At 69.6% G+C, this 18,125-nt stretch carries 19 protein-coding genes; 7 read left to right on the top strand and 12 right to left on the bottom strand.

Annotated features, from left to right (window positions below; genetic code table 11):
* Nucleotides 1–9 precede the first annotated feature (9 nt).
* Nucleotides 10–699, bottom strand: a complete 690-nt coding sequence (locus tag AB0B61_RS38060; RefSeq protein WP_358442732.1) for an NIPSNAP family protein — start codon at nt 697–699, stop codon at nt 10–12.
* A 214-nt stretch (nt 700–913) separates the two neighbouring features.
* Here AB0B61_RS38060 and AB0B61_RS38065 point away from each other — a divergent pair, with 214 nt between their 5' ends.
* The gene (locus tag AB0B61_RS38065) at nt 914–1,174 is read left to right on the top strand and encodes a hypothetical protein (protein WP_358442734.1); all 261 of its coding nucleotides are present in this window, start codon (nt 914–916) and stop codon (nt 1,172–1,174) included.
* Nucleotides 1,175–1,354: 180 nt separating this feature from the next.
* On the opposite strand, the gene AB0B61_RS38070 is transcribed toward AB0B61_RS38065, so the two are convergent.
* From AB0B61_RS38070 to AB0B61_RS38080, 3 genes are all read right to left on the bottom strand, one after another.
* Nucleotides 1,355–2,101, bottom strand: a complete 747-nt coding sequence (locus tag AB0B61_RS38070) for an SDR family oxidoreductase (protein ID WP_358442737.1) — start codon at nt 2,099–2,101, stop codon at nt 1,355–1,357.
* A 111-nt stretch (nt 2,102–2,212) separates the two neighbouring features.
* Complete coding sequence (locus AB0B61_RS38075; RefSeq protein ID WP_358442740.1) at nt 2,213–3,415, bottom strand: hypothetical protein; 1,203 nt, start codon at nt 3,413–3,415, stop codon at nt 2,213–2,215.
* A 111-nt stretch (nt 3,416–3,526) separates the two neighbouring features.
* Entirely contained in the window at nt 3,527–4,822 is a 1,296-nt protein-coding gene (locus tag AB0B61_RS38080) for a DUF2252 domain-containing protein (RefSeq protein ID WP_358442742.1), read from the bottom strand.
* An 89-nt stretch (nt 4,823–4,911) separates the two neighbouring features.
* Here AB0B61_RS38080 and AB0B61_RS38085 point away from each other — a divergent pair, with 89 nt between their 5' ends.
* Entirely contained in the window at nt 4,912–5,430 is a 519-nt protein-coding gene (locus AB0B61_RS38085) for a hypothetical protein (protein ID WP_358442745.1), read from the top strand.
* Between the two features lie 2 nt (nt 5,431–5,432).
* Here the strand turns inward: AB0B61_RS38085 and AB0B61_RS38090 are convergent, their stop codons facing one another.
* From AB0B61_RS38090 to AB0B61_RS38110, 5 genes are read right to left on the bottom strand one after another with little or no spacing between them, the layout of a single operon-like run.
* Nucleotides 5,433–5,981: a hypothetical protein gene (locus AB0B61_RS38090; protein ID WP_358442748.1), complete on the bottom strand. Its 549-nt coding sequence runs from the start codon at nt 5,979–5,981 to the stop codon at nt 5,433–5,435.
* Nucleotides 5,978–6,340 (bottom strand): PadR family transcriptional regulator, encoded by a 363-nt coding sequence (locus AB0B61_RS38095; protein ID WP_358442750.1) that lies wholly within the window; start codon nt 6,338–6,340, stop codon nt 5,978–5,980. Before AB0B61_RS38095 ends, AB0B61_RS38090 begins: the two co-directional genes overlap by 4 nt.
* A gap of 32 nt (nt 6,341–6,372) precedes the next feature.
* Complete coding sequence (locus AB0B61_RS38100) at nt 6,373–7,146, bottom strand: SDR family oxidoreductase (protein ID WP_358442753.1); 774 nt, start codon at nt 7,144–7,146, stop codon at nt 6,373–6,375.
* A 25-nt stretch (nt 7,147–7,171) separates the two neighbouring features.
* A complete protein-coding gene (locus tag AB0B61_RS38105) occupies nt 7,172–8,287 on the bottom strand; it encodes an acyl-CoA dehydrogenase family protein (RefSeq protein WP_358442755.1) in 1,116 nt (371 codons plus the stop codon).
* Nucleotides 8,288–8,314: 27 nt separating this feature from the next.
* Nucleotides 8,315–8,836 carry a flavin reductase family protein gene (locus AB0B61_RS38110; RefSeq protein ID WP_358442826.1) on the bottom strand — a complete coding sequence of 174 codons (522 nt, stop codon included), beginning with the start codon at nt 8,834–8,836 and terminating at the stop codon, nt 8,315–8,317.
* Nucleotides 8,837–9,068: 232 nt separating this feature from the next.
* On the opposite strand from AB0B61_RS38110, the gene AB0B61_RS38115 reads away from it, so the two are divergent.
* From AB0B61_RS38115 to AB0B61_RS38135, 5 genes are all read left to right on the top strand, one after another.
* Nucleotides 9,069–10,238 carry an acetyl-CoA acetyltransferase gene (locus AB0B61_RS38115; RefSeq protein WP_358442758.1) on the top strand — a complete coding sequence of 390 codons (1,170 nt, stop codon included), beginning with the start codon at nt 9,069–9,071 and terminating at the stop codon, nt 10,236–10,238.
* A 58-nt stretch (nt 10,239–10,296) separates the two neighbouring features.
* Nucleotides 10,297–10,731, top strand: a complete 435-nt coding sequence (locus AB0B61_RS38120) for a zinc ribbon domain-containing protein (RefSeq protein ID WP_358442761.1) — start codon at nt 10,297–10,299, stop codon at nt 10,729–10,731.
* A gap of 777 nt (nt 10,732–11,508) precedes the next feature.
* Nucleotides 11,509–12,258, top strand: coding sequence for a GntR family transcriptional regulator (locus tag AB0B61_RS38125; protein WP_358442764.1), 750 nt, complete (start codon nt 11,509–11,511; stop codon nt 12,256–12,258).
* Between the two features lie 198 nt (nt 12,259–12,456).
* Nucleotides 12,457–13,059: a GNAT family N-acetyltransferase gene (locus AB0B61_RS38130; RefSeq protein WP_358442766.1), complete on the top strand. Its 603-nt coding sequence runs from the start codon at nt 12,457–12,459 to the stop codon at nt 13,057–13,059.
* A gap of 132 nt (nt 13,060–13,191) precedes the next feature.
* Complete coding sequence (locus AB0B61_RS38135; RefSeq protein WP_358442769.1) at nt 13,192–13,872, top strand: copper homeostasis protein CutC; 681 nt, start codon at nt 13,192–13,194, stop codon at nt 13,870–13,872.
* 57 nt (nt 13,873–13,929) lie between these two features.
* On the opposite strand, the gene AB0B61_RS38140 is transcribed toward AB0B61_RS38135, so the two are convergent.
* From AB0B61_RS38140 to AB0B61_RS38150, 3 genes are all read right to left on the bottom strand, one after another.
* Nucleotides 13,930–15,093: an aldolase gene (locus AB0B61_RS38140; protein ID WP_358442772.1), complete on the bottom strand. Its 1,164-nt coding sequence runs from the start codon at nt 15,091–15,093 to the stop codon at nt 13,930–13,932.
* Between the two features lie 16 nt (nt 15,094–15,109).
* On the bottom strand, nt 15,110–16,411 hold the full coding sequence (locus AB0B61_RS38145; protein WP_358442775.1) for an FAD-dependent oxidoreductase: 1,302 nt from the start codon (nt 16,409–16,411) through the stop codon (nt 15,110–15,112).
* Between the two features lie 135 nt (nt 16,412–16,546).
* Nucleotides 16,547–18,034, bottom strand: a complete 1,488-nt coding sequence (locus AB0B61_RS38150; protein ID WP_358442778.1) for an AMP-binding protein — start codon at nt 18,032–18,034, stop codon at nt 16,547–16,549.
* Nucleotides 18,035–18,125: the final 91 nt, after the last annotated feature.

The raw sequence follows: 18,125 nt of genomic DNA on the forward strand, positions 1-18,125 counted from the left end.
GCCGGAGCCTCAGCGAAGTGCTGATCGAGCCGTGGGAGCCAGGCGGAGGCGCTGCGGGGGAGAGGTCAACCGGGACTCCAGTCCGGGCAGCGCCACATCACGTTCGTCCGAGGGCCGATCGAACCGGGCGAACCACACGAACACCTGCTCCCCTGTACGTACGGGCAGGGCGGGAAAGGTGTTCTCGGCGGTCTCGGTCTCGAAGCACGCCACGGGCGGCACTCCGGCTTCACTGAGCACGGGTACGGCCTCCCGCGCGAAGAACTCGGCGAACCCGTCCTCGACGTGGTAGATCATCGCGACGTACAGCGACTCGGGCACAACGGTGGCGCCGACGGGCGGCCGGACCGTACCGGAAAAGGGATCGAGAGAGGAGCCGCGCGGCACGTCGGCGGAGGACGCGGGCACTGGCCGCAGCAGCAGCACGTTTCCGGAGTCGATCATCGTCGCGTTGGCCGCGTCCCGGTTGGCCTTCCAGATCGGGCCGCCGTAGAAGGCTGTGAGGGCCGCCCGTCGAGCCTCCATATCCGGAAATTTCCGTATCCACGGATACATGTTTGGATCATCCAGGTCCCGGAAGTGACCGACCACCCCGATCCCGGCCGCCTCCTGCCCTTCGATGAACTCGCGCTCGAACAACTCGATCAGCGTGTCACGCCCGCCGGGACGCATCGTGTAGTTGCGCAACTCGTAAATCATGCGCGGAGGCTACGAGCCGACCACTGACACCGGCTGTCAGTAAAACGATCACAGAAGAATGTTCTAGTCGCTAAGAGTCACGCTACCACTACGCTTAGTTATATGATCGCTCTGGCTTTGATCCTCAAAGGTCAAAGAAGGTCAACGGGGATGGCGGTGTGCTCTTGAGCCAGGTGCTGTCTCATGCGAGACGCCCACCGGCGAAGGAGCTGAAGTGATCGAGAAGCTGTGCGTCACCGGTGCCGTCGTGGCAGCGGCCGTCGGCGCCATCCTGCCGGCCACCCCCGCTCACGCTGACACCTGGACCGACGCCTGGAGCGGCAACACCTACTCGTCCCAGTCCGGAAACAGTCTCGCCGACATCGCAGCGGTCAACGAGGGTGCCGGTCGGTCGACCAACGTCAACAACATCAACGGCATAGCCGCCACCGCCACGCACCGTAGCGGGGTGGGTGTGAGCACCACTTCCGACTAGTGCGGTGACCACCATGGCTCCCCGGGAGAGAGGGCGCGGATCAGGTTCGGTCCGAACCGCGCACACCGGCCCCGGACCAGGTCGAACTCGCTGAGAAGGTGCTTGCCGCCATCCCCCAGGCCCTTCTGTACGCCAGGATCGACCTGGTCCGGCTTCCCGACGGCTCCCCAGGGTCGGGGATCAGCAGGAGATGCCGCCGTCGACCGGAATGACCGTGCCCGTCAGGTACGCCCCGGCACGTGAGGAGAGGTAGATCGCCGCCCCGGCCATGTCGTCGGGGTGGCCGATCCGGCCCATCGGCACACTCGCCGCGATGCTCTCCCGGATGGCCGGATCATCCAGGGCGAACGCCATCATCTTCGAGTCGAACGGCCCCGGCGCGATGGCGTTCACGGTGATGTGCTCGGGCGCCAACTGCCTGGCCAGGTGCCGGGTCAGCATGTGTACGCCGGACTTCGACGCGGAGTAGGCGAAGTTCTCCACGGACGGCACCCTGATCCCGTCGATGGACCCGATGTTGATCACCCGCGCCGGATCCGCCGCGCTGGCCGCCGCCCGCAGCTGCGGCAGGAAGCGCTGGGTCAGGAAGAAGACCCCTTTGACGTTGATGTTCCAGAGCTTGTCGAAGGCGTGCTCCGGATAGTCCTCCAGCGGCGCGCCCCAGGCCGCGCCCGCGTTGTTCACCAGCACGTCCAGCGGGCCGTCCACCGCCGCCACCAGCGCGCCCACCCCCTCGGGTGTGGACAGATCGGCCGGCACGGCCACGCAGCCCAGCTCCTTGGCGGTCTGCTCCACCTCGGCGGCCTTGCGCGCGGAGATGTACACGGTCGCCCCGGCCTCGACGAACCCGGTCGCGATCATGCGTCCGATGCCACGGGAGCCGCCGGTGACGACGACGGCCTTGCCTTCCACCGAGAACAGCGTCATGTTCCGGAAGCATGCCATACCGACTGGTCGGTAGCCAGCAGGCCTCGCAAGCCCGCCTCGAAGGCGCGGGCCAGCCGGCCCATCACCAGCCCGCCCCCGAAGGCGCGGCGCTCAGCCGGAGTCCTTCACCCACAGTCCCAGCAGGCCGCGGAAGTGCTCCACGAAGCGGTCCCTCTCGTGCGCGGGGTACGTGGCCGTCACCGTGTCGACCAGCAGGCGGTCGAAGTCCGGCCCCGCCACCCAGTCCAGCACGATCTCGTCCAGGTGGCGCAGCCGACTGTCGCAGAAGTCCTGGTAACGGTCGGTCTCGAAGTAGGCGTCGGCCAGCTGCCGGTAGGCCGCCAGCCGCTCCTCGTACGTCCCGGTGACCGCGAAATACTCCCGCGTGTCCAGATCGAGCCGCGGCCGCCGCCCGGTGCCCACGCAGAACACGCTCCACCGGACCAGCGCCTTGATCGCCCAGGGGAAGTAGTAGTGCAGGCTCGTCAGCGCCACGTCCGGGCAGGCGTTGGCGTAGTCGATCGGGTGCACATCCGCACCCTTGACCAGGGTTTCGCAGGAGTTGAACTCCCACCGGAAAAACGCGTTCACCAGCCGCCCGATCGTGACCACCTCCTCGCCAACGCTCGGGGCGAGGAAGTCGTGGTCCACGACGTACCGGGCGTGCATCGGCTCCTCGGGCCGGAACCGCATCACCATCGTCTCCGCCCCGATCGACAGCGAACGGGCGAACGCGTCGTAACCCTCGACCGCCTTCTGCAGATGCATGAGCATCTCGCCGCTCTGGTCGTAGGCCCGATGGAGCTCATCGGGGTCCCGTACCAGCGACACCCCGCGCCACGCGCCGCCGTCGTACGGCTTCATGAACAGCGGATAGCCGACCCCCTCCGCGACCGCGTCAAGATCGAACGGCTGGTTGTAGCGGGCCGCCGTGTAGGCGTACTTGGTGTTGCCGGGCGGGTTCTTGTACGGCACGAGCACCGTCTTCGGGACCTTCAGCCCGAGGCGCATCATGGCGCAGTAGGCGGCGTGCTTCTCCATGGACTGGAAGGTGAAGGGGCTGTTCAGCAGGTAGACGTCGTCCATCATGGCGACCTTCTTGAGCCACTCGCGCGGGTGGTAGTACCAGTACGCCAGCCGGTCGATCACCAGATCGTGGCGGGGCTGGTCGCGCAGGTCGAACGGCTCGATCGTGATGCGCTCCACGTCGAACTCGCCGACCCCCTTGACCGGCCCCAACCGCTTCAGCACCGTCTCGAACGCCGACGGCCAGTCCTCTTCCGTCCCCAGCAGTAACCCCACCAGACGCCTCACGATGCTCCTTCCACGTTCCTGCCCATGTCTCCGCTCGGACCACGTCCGAACAGCCGGGCCACGGGATCGTGTCGGGAGAGTCGGCGCCCACACCCGCACGGGGCGGGGCGGTCACACCCCCGGAAGGCGGCCGTTGCGGAAGAGGTCGACGAACCGTTGGTGGTCTTCCCGGGCCTGTGCCCCATAACGGTGCGCAAAATCCACCAACATCCCGATAAATCCGGGCCTGTCGCCGTTGACCACGGCCATGATGGACTCCTCCGTCGAGAAGTTCACCAGGTCGTGGCTCGACTCGTCGTCCGCCACCGAGTGCATGCGCGCCACCGCCCGGCCCAGATCCCGCATGATCGACCGCAGCTCCGCCGGCTCGTTGACGTCGTCCCAGTCCAGGTCGGCGGAGTAGGGCGAGACCTCCGCCACCAACTGCCCCACGCCGTTCAACGTCGTGTAGCCCAGCCACGGATCGGCGTAGGCCTGCAGCGCCCGCTGCGACTCCGCCGTCCGATGTCCCTGGTGGTGGAAGTAACGGGCGACCTTCTCATCCGGGACGTGCCGGGCCACCGCCGGCACCTGCGCCTGCTTCATGTAGAGGATGACGTCGTTCTCCAGCGCCTGCGACCGCCCCTCCAGCAGCAGGTTGTACGACGGCAGCCCCGCCGACCCGATCCCCACGCCCTTGCGCAGCGCCACATCCTTGATCACGTGCTCGACGGGGTTCGACTGCGTGGGCAGCGTCGTCAGGTAGTCCTCGAACGCGGCTGTCACGAAGTCACGGGTCGCCGCGTCGACGGGCTCGCGCCCGTCCATGATCGCGAAGCGCCGGTCGTAGTCGTCGATCAGGGTCTCGACGTCCAGCATCGCCACGCGCGTGCTCAGCCGGGCCGTCTGGAGCACCCGGTGCAGCACGCCGGTGGTGGTGTCGAGCGTGAGCGACCCGATCGCGTCGTCCCCGCCGCGCGCGATGCCGCCCAGCTCGGCCAGGTACGCGTCGGCGAAGTCGCTCACCAGCCCGCTGATCGCGTCGTCCGACAGGGCCTTGGCGTACCCGATCAGCGCCACGCTGGCGGCGAACCGCTTGAGGTCCCAGACGTACGGTCCCACGTACGCCTCGTCGAAGTCGTTGACGTTGAAGACCAGCACGCCTGAGGCGTTCATGTAGGTGCCGAAGTTCTCGGCGTGCAGGTCGCCGTGGATCCATACGCGGCTGGTCGGTTCGTCAAGGTATGAGGAGTCTGCGAACCCTTCGGTGAGGTCCGCGTAGAACAGGCAGGCGCTGCCCCGGTAGAAGGCAAAAGGGGAGGCCGCCATTTTCCGAAATTTCCGCCTGAACGCCGCGGGGTCTCGCTTGATCGACTCGCCGAACTCCGTCATGAGGACATCTAGCAGGTGGGAAGCGCGTGTGCCCATGTCTCGGACCTTAAGTCGTCCCAGCTCGCGCGCCTACCCTGGTCTTTCCCTGTCAGGGTGGCCGTGCCGGTGATCGATAGGGTGCGCCGGTGGGAGACATCTACGAACTCGTGCTGACCATGGACCTTCGCGCCGAACTCGGCGACGACGAGCTCGCCGAGCTGCGGTGGCATGTGGGGCAAGGGCCACGACCTGAACGGCTGCCGATCGGCACCGGCGACTACCAGGAGACCTATCCCCTCGGTGACCCCGACGACCCCGGCTGCGAGTGGGAGACCGTCGGTCCGGAGCCCGTGTTCGCGCGGCGCGGCCCCGCCCTGCGCGTGGGCGGGGCACTCGTCGCGGAACTGGTCGAGAGGAAGCAGGCGGAGGGCTGGGCGCTGACGGTACGCCAAGAACTCCACCCCGACGCGTTCTACCAGGTCCGGGCGCTGCTGGAGTGGCTCGGCCCGTGCTCGGTCGACGCGCGGGCCGCCGGGATCGAGTTCTTCGTCGGCTACATCCGCTTCACCACCAGCGTTCAGATCACCCCGCTCATTCTGCTGAACGGCCGCATCGGCCTGCCGGAGGACATCGAAGCGCACACCCCCCACTGGGAGGAGACCTGACGCTAGACCACGGCCCGTCCCTGCCGTTCGGACGGCAAACCGCGGAAGCCCGCGACCGCGAGGACCGTCACCATGACGACCAGCGCCACGAACTGGGCCACGCTGGACACCCACAGCGCTCCCAGCCCCGAGCTCAGGTAGCTGTTGTCCACCATCGACAGCCGCGACGGCAGCAGCAATGCCCCGAGGATCGCCAGCGCGAGCGGCACGTACGCGGGCAGGTCGCGCGCGAGGCAGACGATCCCGGCCACCACGAGCACCGCCGTGGCCAGACCCGTCACGTCCACCCACGGCCACAACAGCGGCACCTTCACCAACGGCGTCAGCAGGGCGAGGACGACGACCCGCAACAGCAGCCCGGCGGCCAGCGGCAGGACCGTCATCCGCCACGCCCGCCGCACCGGCGCGACGTCGTCGTGGAAGCCGACGAGCAGGGCCGCCAGCGGTACCACGACATTCGCGGCCACCATCTCCTCCTCCCGCTCGGCCCGGTAGGAGCGGGGGAGCAGTCGCAGGACGGTGCGGTAGCGCCGTTCGAGCAACTCGTTCACGCGGCACCTCCGGCGAGCGCCATGGCCGTTCCAGGGTGCAGGCGGGCGGTCCGGTCCCGGAGGCGGGCGGTCGCCGCGCGGGCGTTGGCCGCCAGGCGGGCGGCCTCCTCCTCCAGGGCCCCCGCCCCGGAGTCGGTCAGCCGGTAGTAGCGGCGTAGCCGCCCCTGTGCCACTTCCTCCCGGTCGAGCGCCACCAGCCCCTCCCCGGTCAGCCGGTCCAGCACGCCGTAGAGGGAGCCGATCTTGAGCTGCACCCGCCCCTCGGACAGTCGATCGACCTCTTGGACGATGCCGTAGCCGTGCCGCGGCTCGTCCACCAGCGCGGTGAGCGCCAGGAACATGGGCTCCGTTATATTCACCAGCCCACTATATCCTGTCACTCAGGATATGGTCACGGGTGCTGGGAGGAGACGGAGACGACCTCGCCCGTCATGTACGAGGAGTAGTCGCTGGCCAGGAAGACGATCACGTTCGCCACCTCCCACGGCTCCGCCGAACGCCCGAACGCCTCCGCGGCCGCCAGCTCCGCCAACAGCTCCTCACTGGTCACCTTCGCCAGGAACGGGTGGACGGCCAGCGAAGGCGCCACCGCGTTGACCCGGACGCCGTGCTCGGCGGCCTCCAGCGCGACGCACCTGGTCAGCGCCATCACCCCGGCCTTGGCCGCCGCGTAGTGCGCCTGCCCTCGCTGCGCCCGCCAGCCGATCACGGAGGCGTTGTTCACGATCACCCCGGAGCCCTGGGCGATCATCTGCTTCAGCGCGGCTCTGGTGCAGCGCATGGTGCCGTTCAGGGTGACGTCGATGACGGTGTGCCACTGCTCGTCGGTCATCTCGGCCAGTGAGGCCGTACCGCCGAGCCCGGCGTTGTTGACCACCACGTCCAGCCGTCCGTGCGCCTCCACCACCGCGTCGAACAGCGCCAGCACCTGGGCCTCCGACGTCACGTCGCACGGCACCGCGAGCGGCTTGACGCCGGTGAGCTCGGTCAGGGAGTCGGCGGCGGCGGACAGACGGCGCTCGTGCCGGTCGGAGACGACGATCGTGGCCCCCTCCTCGGCGCAGCGCTTGGCCGTCGCGTAGCCGATCCCGGCCCCCGCCGCGGCCGTGACCAGCGTGACCTTGCCGTCGAGCAGCCCGTGCGCTCTCGGATAGGGCGGTGCCATGGTGCTCCGATCAGAGAGAGGTCCGTCAGCGGGGGAGTCCCAGGGTGCGCTCGGCGATGATGTTCCGCTGGATTTCGCTGGAACCGGCATAGATCGTGTCCGCCCGGCTGAAGAGATACAGCCGCTGGAGGTCGTTGAGCTCGCCGTCGCGGGCGACAAGTCCGGACTTGAGTTGTACGGCCTGAGCCAGCTCGCCCAGCCGGCGATGCCACTCCGACCAGTACAGTTTGGCGATCGACGCCACCGGCCCCGGATCGGCCCGCAGCGCGTTGAGCCGCATGATCTCCAGCTCCAGCCACGACCGCACCAGCCGGTCACGCAGCACCGGGTCGCCGGCCGCGCCGGTACGCTCGGCGACCTCGATCACCCGGGCCAGCTCCCGCCGGAACCCGATCTGCTGCCCCAGCGTGGAGACGCCCCGCTCATAGCCGAGCGTGGCCATCGCGACGCGCCAGCCGTCGCCGGGCGCGCCGAGCACGTTCCCGGCCGCGGTCCTGGCCCCGTCGAAGAACACCTCGTTGAACTCGGACGTCCCGGTCATCTGCACGATCGGCCGTACCTCGACGCCGGGCTGGTCCATGGGCACGAGCAGGTACGACAGCCCGCGGTGGCGCTGGGAGCCCGCTTCTGTACGGCAGAGCACGAAGCACCAGTCGGACACGTGGGCCAGGGACGTCCACACCTTCTGCCCGGTGATGACCCATTCGTCGCCCGTCAGGTGCGCCTTCGTCTGGACGTTGGCCAGATCGGAGCCCGCCTCCGGCTCGGAGTAGCCCTGGCACCACAGCTCGTCGCCCCGCTGGATCGGGGGCAGGAAACGGGCCTTCTGCGCCTCGGTGCCGAACTCCAGGATCGTCGGCCCGATGAGTCCCTCGCCGATGTGGCCCACGCGGGCGGGGGCGTCGGCCAGGGCGTACTCCTCGTGAAAGGCGATCTGGTCGGCCAGGGAGGCGTCGCGTCCGCCGTACTCGACGGGCCAGCCCAGGCAGGTCCAGCCCGCCTTGCCGAGATGCCGCTCCCAGGCCAGCCGTACCTCGTGACCTTCGTGCTCGCGCCCGGGGCCGCCCAGGCCGCGGGCGTGCGCGAAGTCTCCGGTGAGGTTTGCGGCCAGCCAGGCGCGCGCCTGTTCACGCAGGCTCAACGGAAACGCCACCACTCGGGCTCACCGTCACGCGGGCTCAACGAAGCCGCCGTAGCCGCCGCGGAAGAACAGCAGCGGGCCGCCGTCCGCGTGCGTGTCGAGCTGGAGCACCCGGGCCACCACGATCACGTGGTCACCCGCCATGTGCTCGGCCTCGACCGCGCAGTCGAGCCAGGCCAGGGTCCCTTCGAGCACCGGGTTGCCGCCGGGCGAGCCGGTCCACCGCAGCCCGGCGAACTTGTCGCCGCCCCGGCTCGCGAGCTGGGCGCAGACGTGCTGCTGGTGCTCGGCGAGCACGTTCACGGTGATGACCTTGGCGCCGCGCACCTTGGGCCAGCTCGTGCTCGTGTGCGCCACGCAGAACGCCACCAGTGGCGGGTCCAGCGACACCGAGGTGAAGGAGTTGGCCGCCAGGCCGCATGGCTCGCCGCTGGCCGGGTCGAGGGCGGTGATCGCCACCACGCCGGTGGCGAACCTGCCCAGCACCGACCTGAACCTCCGGCTGTCGAGCTGGCCGTTGCCGCTCGCGTGGGACTGGCCGTTCGGCATCGAGGCTCCGTTGAGAGTCCTGCGCTGGTACGGCACCGGGGGGCCGCCACAGCCGTCCGGCGTGATCAGCCGGGCAGCGTGTGTGCTCATGGTCTCCTCCTCCTCGCCGTCTGCATCGTATCTTACCAAGCGCTTGCTTGGACGGTAGGCGTGCGACGGAAAAGGTGTCAAGCGAAATGCCGCGAGATACCCCCCGTTGACATATGTGGACGGTCCGATCTAGCGTTTCAGGATGGCCAAGCGCTTGCTTGAGTTCCGGGACCGTACGGCTGTGGTGGGCGTCGGGTACACGCCCTTCACCAAGGACTCGGGGGTCAGCACACTCACCTTGGCCTGTCGCGCCATCCTGGCCGCCCTCGACGACGCCGGCCTCGGCCCCGGCGACGTCGAGGGCCTCGCGACCCATCGGGTGGGCGACTCGGCGGCCCCGTCCCTGGTGGGGCCCGCGCTCGGCCTGGCCGATCCGGCCTGGTACCTCGACCAGTTCGGCGGCGGCAGCGTCTCGCACGCGGTCGTGGCGCAGGCGGCGCTGGCCGTGGCGGCCGGCGTGGCGGAGACCGTCGTCTGCTACCGCGCGATCAACGCCCGGTCGGAGTTCCGCATGGGCGGCACCGGACGGGGCCTTCCGGTGAGCCCCGAGGTGCAATATCAAGCGCCTTACGGCTATTTCGCGCCGCCGCAGCAGTACGCGATGTACGCCCGCGCCCACATGCAGAAATATGGCACTAAGGCGGAGCATTTCGGGCAGCTGGCCGTCACCCAGCGGGCGAACGCCGTCAAGAACCCCCGCGCTCTCATGCGTACGCCCATCACCCTCGACGACTACCTGGACAGCAGGTGGATCGCCGAGCCGTTCCGCCTGCTCGACTGCTGCCTGGAGACCGACGGCGCGTGCGCCCTGGTCATCACGACCGCCGAGCGCGCCCGCTCCCTGCGCCGCCCGCCGGTGCTGATCTCCGGCGCGGCCTGGGGCGGTGGCGACTCGCACCTGTCCGGCGGCCGGGCCGACCCCACCACCACGGCCGCCGCCGCGCTGGCCCCGCGCCTGTACGCCCAGGCCGGGCTCGGCCCGGCCGACATCGACGTGGCGCAGCTGTACGACTGCTTCACCTACTCGGTGATCGTCCAGCTGGAGGACTACGGCTTCTGCGCCAAGGGCGAGGGCGGGCCGTACGTCGCCTCGGGGGCCACGGCCCTCGACGGAGCGCTCCCGGTCAACACGCACGGCGGCTTCCTGTCGGAGGGCTACGTCCACGGCGTCAACCACATAGCGGAGGCCGTCTCCCAGCTACGCGGGGACGCGGGCGACCGGCAGGTCGCGGGCGCCGAGGTGGCTCTGTCCACCGCCCAGCCCGGCTACATCCTCCCCGCCACCTCGGCCCTCCTGCTCAGAAGGGGCTGACCCGATGCCCGGCCTCAGCGGAGGTTGATCCATGCCCGACCTCAGAAAGGGCTGATCCATGCCCGACCGGTACGGCAGGCCGCCCCAAGGGGTGCGGCCGACGCCTGATCGCGACTCCAAGGACTGGTGGGCCCGGCTGGCCGGCCACGAGTTCGCGGTCCAGCGCTGCGACACCTGCCACACGGCCCGCTTCCCGCCCAGGGCCTTCTGCCCGGCCTGCCGTACCGAGGACTGGCGCTGGGAGGCCGTCGAGCCGCTGGGCACCGTGGAGAGCTGGATCGTCAACCGCCGGCCGTTCATGCCCGGAGCGAGCGAGCCGTACGTCGTGGTCCTGGTCCGGCTCGCCGCCGTGCCCGGCTGCCTGATCCACGGCGGGTGGGACGGCGATCGCGAGCCCGAGTACGGTCAGGCGGTCGAAGGGGTGTACGCGGACATGGGCGATGACCTGGCACTGCTCAATTGGCGGCCGACTGTGTGGCACGCATCCCCGTGAAATCCTTCGCGGCGCCACCAAGTCGGGAACGATAGGTACCAATGGGCCGGAAAGCCAATCCCGGTTCGGCCGCCTGATCCCTGCGGCCGGCCACGCCCACCCGGACACCGGCCTCTTGGGCGGAGCTCGACCGGGGTCGGTTCTATGGCGCGGGTATGACTTGGCACGAAAAATGGTGGTAAAAGGCGCGAAGTGCCGTAAATCATGAGAAAAAGGAGGAACGCGCGCCCTGGCGGGCGTGGGGGACCCGCCAGGACGCGCTTCCTGCCCCGTGTGCGGCGACGCCAGGACTCCGGCGAGGGATGGAGTCCTAGGTCGATTGTTCGCACACGGAGTTCATGGGGGAGCGACCCTCTTGCGAGGACTCCGGATGTCGGTAGTGGTCTGCGATGCGTTGGGCCGCACCGAGGGGGTCATCGATGGGATGTGAGACGGTGGCACCCTCCTCATTCCAGATGAAGGAACCGTCTTTGCTCCACACAGTTACCTCGGTCAACACGGATAAAACGGACATGCCACTGCCGTCGCTCTGATAGGTGTGGCTGAGTCCCTGGCGAGGCAACGCGTAACGCAGTAAACGTGTTGCTTCACAAGGGTCATGCCAGGGCAGGTATGGCGTACCCGCGTGGACCGGTAACACCGGCCCTCACCCCCTCACCGGCCTTTCGATGGATTTGTACCAACGATTGGATGATGCGGCTGTCAATGGCCATCGGTCAAGGGGTTGTGGCCTGTTAGAACCAGATCGTCTAAATTGTTGGAACAAAAGGGGTGAAAGTGGCAAGGTCGGTCCTGTACCAGCTGGTGGCCTCGGAGCTGAGGAGAGCCATCTACTCCGGTGTACTCGGCCCCGGGGCGCAGCTGCCGACCGAGGCGCAGCTCATGGAAGACCATGGGGTGAGCCGCAACACCGTCCGACTCGCCCTAGGGGAGCTGGTCAACGAAGGGTTGGTCACGCGAACCCCGCGGCGTGGCACGGTCGTCCGGGACCGCCGGCCGCTGCTGATCTACCCGCAGCGAGAGCTGGAGCCGCAACCGTCCGGCGAGCTGCGAGAGGCGTTCGCCTTCGCCGTGACGGAGGAAGGTCGTGCTCCCAGCCAGTACATAGAGGTCTTGACCGTCTCTCCGGTCGAGGAGATCGCCAGCCGACTCGAGCTGGCCGAAGGCGAACTGGCCGTCGTCCGACGGCGTCTGCGGTTCGTCGACGGGCAGCCGTACAACACCAACGATTCATATTTTCCACGTGACCTGGTGGCCAGCACGGAGATCGCCCGGCCGGGCGACATTCCGCGGGGGGCGAACCGGGTCCTGGAAGAGCTCGGTCACGAGCAGGTGCGGGTGGTGGATGACATCTGGGCGCGGATGCCCAACCAGGAAGAAGTCGAGCGTCTCCAGTTGGAGCTCGGCACACCGGTCGTGGTCTACGTCCGCGTTGGTTACGACAACGGCGACATGCCAGTGCGTGTCGCGGTGTCGGTGCTCCCCGCCGACAAGCACTTGATCAGATACGAGCTCGATCGCCGCTGAGCGAGCTCGGTTGGGGGTGATCCCACCGGCCGCCTAAGACGAGCCTCCCGCCTCGCTGGGCAGAGGGAGTCCTGCGCACTCCCTTCATGCGCGATTTCTCGATAGATGTCGCCTCAAACCCCCCATGCGACCCAGCGCGCGCTCCAACCATTACGTTCTGTGGCTGCATGGACACCCGATGTAATGAAGGGCTGAACCGTGCTTTCGAACACACTGCTCCATCCGCTCGCTCTCCGCCGGGCCGACGCCTCCGATCTCCCGGGCGTCCTGACCCTGCTCGCCGACACGGCCGAATGGCTGTACTCCCAGGGCGTGCGCCAGTGGCCGCGCGGCGGCTTCGGGCCCGAGCGGATCGAGCCCCTCATCGCCGAGCGGGTGCTCTACCTCGTGGACGACGAGCTCCGATACCTCGAACTGGATGACGAGGCCCCGCCCGTCGCCACGATCGCTCTCGACGACCACGCCGACCCGGAGTTCTGGCGCCGGTCCGACGACCCGGGCTCGGCCATGTACGTGCACAAGCTCGCTGTCGCCCGCCCCTGGGCGGGCTTCGGCCTCGGAGACGCCCTGCTGGACTGGGCGGGCTCCGCGGCGTACGCCTCCGGGCTGCGCAGGCTCCGGCTCGACTGCGCCAAGAACAACCCGCGGCTGCAGGAGTACTACCGGCGCCGCGGCTTCCGGCACGTGCGGACGGTCGATCTGCCGCACCGCTCCTCGGGCGCCCTCTTCGAGCGGCCCGCGGAGGAGGCCGCCACGACGGCCTTCCGCGACCTCACGGTCGCCGAGCTGATCGGCGTCTGACGCCCTGATCGGACGTGGCCGGTACGGCCGTGCCCTGCTCCCCAGTGGGGCACGGTCCGAAGCCGCGTTCCCGCCCAGGTCACCTGGTGCTTTCCGGCACAAAGGGACACAGCACCATATAACCTCTCCAGCATGACCGGATCCCTCCTTGAGGTGATCGCGCTGAACGTGCGCGACGCCGTCGCCGCCGAGCAGGGTGGAGCCGACCGTCTGGAGGTCGTCGCCGACATGGGCGCCGACGGGCTCACTCCCGCTCCGGAGACGGTCGCCGCGATCGCCGCGGAGTGCCCGCTGCCCCAGATGGTGATGCTGCGCTGCGCGGCGAACTTCACCGCCGACGCCGAGGTGCTCGACCGGCTCCGTCTCGACGTCAAGGCGCTGGCTCAGGCGGGCGCCGCGGGATTCGTGTTCGGCTTCCTCGATGACGCGGGCGTGGTGGACCTGGCGGCCACCGAGGCGCTGATCCACGCGGTGTCGCCGCTGCCGTGGACCTTCCACCGGGCCGTCGACCACGCGGCGGACGTACAGGCGTCGTGGCGGGCGGTGCGGTTGCTGCCCAACCTGGCCACGGTGCTCACGGCGGGTTCGCCCGCCGGCGTGCGGTTCGGGCTGCCGATGCTCAAGAGCCGGGCCGACGCGGGCGACGGCTCGATCATCCTGGCGGGTGGCGGGCTCAAACCGGCCTACGTGCCGTCGCTGCTGGACTACGGCATCCGCGCGTTCCACGTGGGCTCGGCCGTACGGGAGAACTGGTCACAGCCGGTCGACCAGCGCCGCGTCCGTCAGTGGCGCAGCCTGGTCGACCGCGACTGATACCTGGGGTGGCCGAGCGGCCCGTGATCGTCCCCAAGGCCGCCGCCCCGGGAGGCCTCAGTCCGGGAGGGCGAGGGCCGCGTCGGCGCGGTGGAGCGCGGCGGTGAGGGTCTTGATCGTGGCGGGCTCGTCCATGACGCCGCCCCCGGCCGCGCGCCGCTCCTCCCAGGCCCGCACCCGGTCGCGGTAGGAGTCGTAGCGCGCCAGGTGGAAGGCATAAACCGTGGCGAACCGGCTCACCAGGTGTGATGGGTGCATGTCCCAGCCCTGGTAGAAGCCGTGTCCCAGCGAGTGCCGGACGAGCTCGGCGTGCCGCCGCCATAGCGCGTAGACGTCCTCGGCCGACCCGGAGGCGGGAGAGGCGGCCAGCGAGCCGTCGGACAGCTCGACCCCCGTGCCCGCGAACGCCGTCCGCATCACGTGCCGGGCGTGGTCGCAGGCCGGATGGTCGAGCCGCTGCTCGTGCGGTGGCAGCCCGAGAGCGGCCGTGTAGTCGAACACCCCGAAGTGCGCGGCCGCCAGCCGGCCCCCGAACGACTCGGCCAGCTCACCGCGCAGGAACAGCACGGTCTGCGGCGCCTCGACCTGGATCTCGAACCGCAGCCGGACGTCCAGCTCCCGTTCGAGCCGCTCCAGGAAGCCGCAGAACTGTCCCAGGTACGACTCCATCACCACCTTCGGGAAGGTGACCACGAACCCCGGGGGCAACTCGCCCACCCGTTCGACGATGCCGGTGACGAACCCGTCGAGCGTCCGCACCGACCGCCCGGGATCCCCGTCGGCGAACGACTTGACCCGCAGTCCCCACCGGCGCGGCAGCGCTCCGGCCGCCCGCATCGCGGCCACGGCCACGACGGCCTGCTCGACGTGGCCGTCCTCGTCGGCGGGCCGTACGCCGTACCCGTCCTCGAAGTCGATCCGCAGGTCCTCGATCGGCTCGCGGGCGAGCTTGCGCAGCACTCTTTGGTGTACGTCCCGCGCCGGCGCGTCAGGCAGCCCGAACACGCCGGCCAGTTCGGCCGGGCCACTCAGATGCTCCTTGACCAGGCCGAGCGCCTGCGCGCCCCACCCCGCGACCGTGCTCGGCGACACCCGGTCGGCCGGGACGTAGACGGTGTGCACGGGCTGCCAATCCGGCTGCCAGCCCGGCTCGGCGGCCGGGTAGCGGGCCCGCTGGAGCCGGTGGGCCTCGGCGAACCCCGGCAGGAATTGATCCGTCACGCTGACACGCATGCCGTCAGGGCCGGCAGGCCCGCAGCATGGCCTCCAGGCCGGCGAGCTTGACCCGTTCGCCGCGGCCCAGCGACTTGGCCAGAGCGCCTTCCGCCGCCTCGATGGCCAGCCACTCGTCGTACGTCACCGGCCGTACGCCTCTTGCGTCCAGCAGGGCGTCGATGGGCGCCGACCGTAGCCGTTCGTGGCCGGCCAGGTCGGACAGGAGCGTACGGACCGTCTCCGCCGCGTCCGACTTGTTGGTGCCGATCACGCCGGTGGGGCCGCGTTTGAGCCAGCCCGCCACGTACTCGCGCTCGCGGATCCGGCCGGCCTGGTTGGGCACGGTCATCGACCGCTCGTCGAACGGCACCCCCGGCAGCGGGACGCTCTGGTAGCCGACCGAGCGCAGCACCATGCCGACCGGGATCGTCTCGAACTCGCCCGTGCCCACCACCCGGCCCTCCTCGGACAGCCGGGTGCGTTCGAGCCTGAGCCCCTCCACTCGGTCGGTGCCGAGGATCTCCACCGGGCGCAGCCAGAAGCGCACATCGAGGCGGCGCGGGCGGCCGACGGGGTCGCGGCCCGCCCACGACCGCAGGACGTCGATGTTGCCGCGGATCTGCCGGGGGAAGTCGCCGCCCAGCACCACGGCCTCGTCCTCGCGCACGCAGACGTCGGCGTTCGCCAGCTCGCCGAGCTCCCGCAGCTCCTTCAGCGTGAACTTGGCGTGCTCAGGACCCCGGCGGCCGATCATGTGGATCGCCTTGACCTGGCTCTCCGCGAGCCGTTCGAGCACGTCGTGCGGTACGTCCGTGGAGCTGAGCTCGTCGGCGGTCTTGGCCAGGACGCGGACCACGTCGACGGCCACGTTCCCGACGCCGATGACCGCGATCTCGGGGCTGTCGAGGGTGAACATGGAGGCGGAGACGTCGGGGTGGCCGCAGTACCAGTTGACGAAGTCGGTGGCGGCCACGCTGCCCGGCAGGTCCTCGCCCGGGATGCCGAGCCTCCTGTCGACCATCGCGCCCGTGGCGTAGACGACCGCGTCATAGCTGCCCAGCAGGTCCTCGACCGACAGGTGCTCGCCGAGCGTGAGGCCGCCGAGGAAGCGGACCTCGGGCAGTTCGAGCACCCGGCGCAGGTAGTTGGCGATCGACTTGATCGACGTGTGGTCGGGCGCGACGCCGTAGCGGACGAGCCCGTAGGGCGTGGGCAACCGCTCGACGACGTCCACCTGGACGTCCTCCTGCGCCTGTTTGACCAGGGCCTCGGCCGTGTAGATACCGGCTGGGCCCGACCCGATGACCGCCACGCGCAACGTCACGCTGCCTCCTCTATGTGGGCGATTCTGTTACACGGGGCATGCGTCCCACCAGTACAACTCGGCACTGTGATCGATGTATCCCCGATCGCCGGGACGAATGAACCCATCTTGCGCGAATGGGGACAGCTAGCGCCTTCAGGAGGCGGACGCGCGGGCGCGGAGGGCCCTCTTGTCGATCTTGCCGTTGGCGTTGGCCGGCAGATCTTCGACCACGATGATCCGCTTCGGCACCTTGTAGTTGGACATGTTGTCCTTCGCCCAGGCGAGCAGCGTGGCCGGATCGACCGTCATCCCGGGTCTGGGCACCACGTACGCCCAGCCGGCCTCGCCGGAGACCGGGTCGGGCACGCCGATCACGGCCGCCTGCGCCAGCGAGCCCGCGCGTAACAGCAACGACTCCACCTCGGCGGGCGAGACGTTGAAGCCGTTGACGATGTAGAGCTCCTTCTTGCGGTCCACGATGGCCAGATTGCCCGCCGGGTCGAGCACGCCGATGTCGCCCGTGTGCAGCCAGCCGTCCCGATCGACCACCTCGGCGGTCCTGCCGGGTTCGTCCCAGTAGCCGCGCATGACCCCGTACCCGCGCTGCAGGATCTCCCCGCGCTCCCCGGCGGCCACCTCCTTGCCGTCGTCGTCGACGATCCGCACCTCGATGCCCGGCACCGCCCGGCCGGTCGTCGCGGCGATGACCTCGATCGGGTCGCCGGCCCTGGTCATGGAGACGACCGTGCCCTCCATCAGGCCGTACGCGTTGATCATCCGCTCCAGCCCCACCCGTTCGACCAGGCGGGTGATCAGCGCGGCGGGCACGGCGGCGGCGCCGCAGATGGCCACGCGCAGCGACGAGACGTCCCAGTCGGCGCGGTCCAGCTCGTCGAGCAGCCGGTGGAACAGCGTGGGCGGGCCCGCCAGGATGCTCACCCGGCCGGCCGAGATCAGGGACATCAGGGCGTCGGGGGTGAAGATCCTGATCGGCATCATGGTCGCCCGGCGGAGCACGCAGGCGATCAGCCCGGCGTTGAGCCCGAAGCCGTGGCTGAACGGGGCGATCACCGGGTAACGGTCGTGCTCGTCCAGGGTGACGATCTCGGACCAGTCCCAGTAGCCGCGCAGGACCTGGGCGTGGTCCAGCATCACGCCCTTGGGGGTGCCGGTGGTGCCGGAGGTGGACATGATCTCGCACAGATCGCCGGGTCGTACGGCCAGCGCCCGCTCCTCGACGCCCGGCGACTCCATGCGGAGACTTCGCCCGGGGCCCAGAAGGTGGCGGGGGGCGGCGCCCGGCGGCAGGAGATCGGCGAGGACCACACCGGGCGGGCCCTCGCCCGTGATCAGCGCCTCGGCGCCGGTCTTCTCGATCATCGCCGCCGCCTCCAGGCCCTTGGCACGCGAGGAGAGCGGCACGATCACCGCTCCGGCGTCCCAGATGCCGAAGGCGTGCCTCACCCAGTACGGGTCGTTCACGCCCCACAGGGCCACCCGGTCGCCCGGCCGGACGCCGAGCCCGATCAGCTCGTGGGCCACGCGGGCCGCTCCGGCGCGGAGCTCGGCCATGGTGACGCGCGTGTCGCCGTCGACGATCACCACCGCGTCGGGGTGGCGGTCCGCCTGGTCACGGAGCATGCGGGGGAGCGTTCCCCAGTCCGGCATCGGTCCCATCGGTTCGCGCCTCCTGCTCCACAGGCCGAGCGCCCGGCTGCCGTACAGACCTCGG

Source organism: Nonomuraea sp. NPDC049158 (assembly GCF_040648335.1).
Classification (GTDB): Bacteria; Actinomycetota; Actinomycetes; order Streptosporangiales; family Streptosporangiaceae; genus Nonomuraea.

Bases quoted from the DNA above. Each gene is read 5' to 3' on its own strand.
- AB0B61_RS38150 (WP_358442778.1), bottom strand. From the start codon at position 18,034: ATGCTCCGTGACCAGGCGGACCGCCACCCCGACGCGGTGGTGATCGTC.
- AB0B61_RS38060 (WP_358442732.1), bottom strand. From the start codon at position 699: ATGATTTACGAGTTGCGCAACTACACGATGCGTCCCGGCGGGCGTGAC.
- AB0B61_RS38100 (WP_358442753.1), bottom strand. From the start codon at position 7,146: ATGGCACCGCCCTATCCGAGAGCGCACGGGCTGCTCGACGGCAAGGTC.
- AB0B61_RS38115 (WP_358442758.1), top strand. From the start codon at position 9,069: ATGGCCAAGCGCTTGCTTGAGTTCCGGGACCGTACGGCTGTGGTGGGC.
- AB0B61_RS38135 (WP_358442769.1), top strand. From the start codon at position 13,192: ATGACCGGATCCCTCCTTGAGGTGATCGCGCTGAACGTGCGCGACGCC.
- AB0B61_RS38120 (WP_358442761.1), top strand. From the start codon at position 10,297: ATGCCCGACCGGTACGGCAGGCCGCCCCAAGGGGTGCGGCCGACGCCT.
- AB0B61_RS38070 (WP_358442737.1), bottom strand. From the start codon at position 2,101: ATGACGCTGTTCTCGGTGGAAGGCAAGGCCGTCGTCGTCACCGGCGGC.
- AB0B61_RS38110 (WP_358442826.1), bottom strand. From the start codon at position 8,836: ATGCCGAACGGCCAGTCCCACGCGAGCGGCAACGGCCAGCTCGACAGC.
- AB0B61_RS38080 (WP_358442742.1), bottom strand. From the start codon at position 4,822: ATGGGCACACGCGCTTCCCACCTGCTAGATGTCCTCATGACGGAGTTC.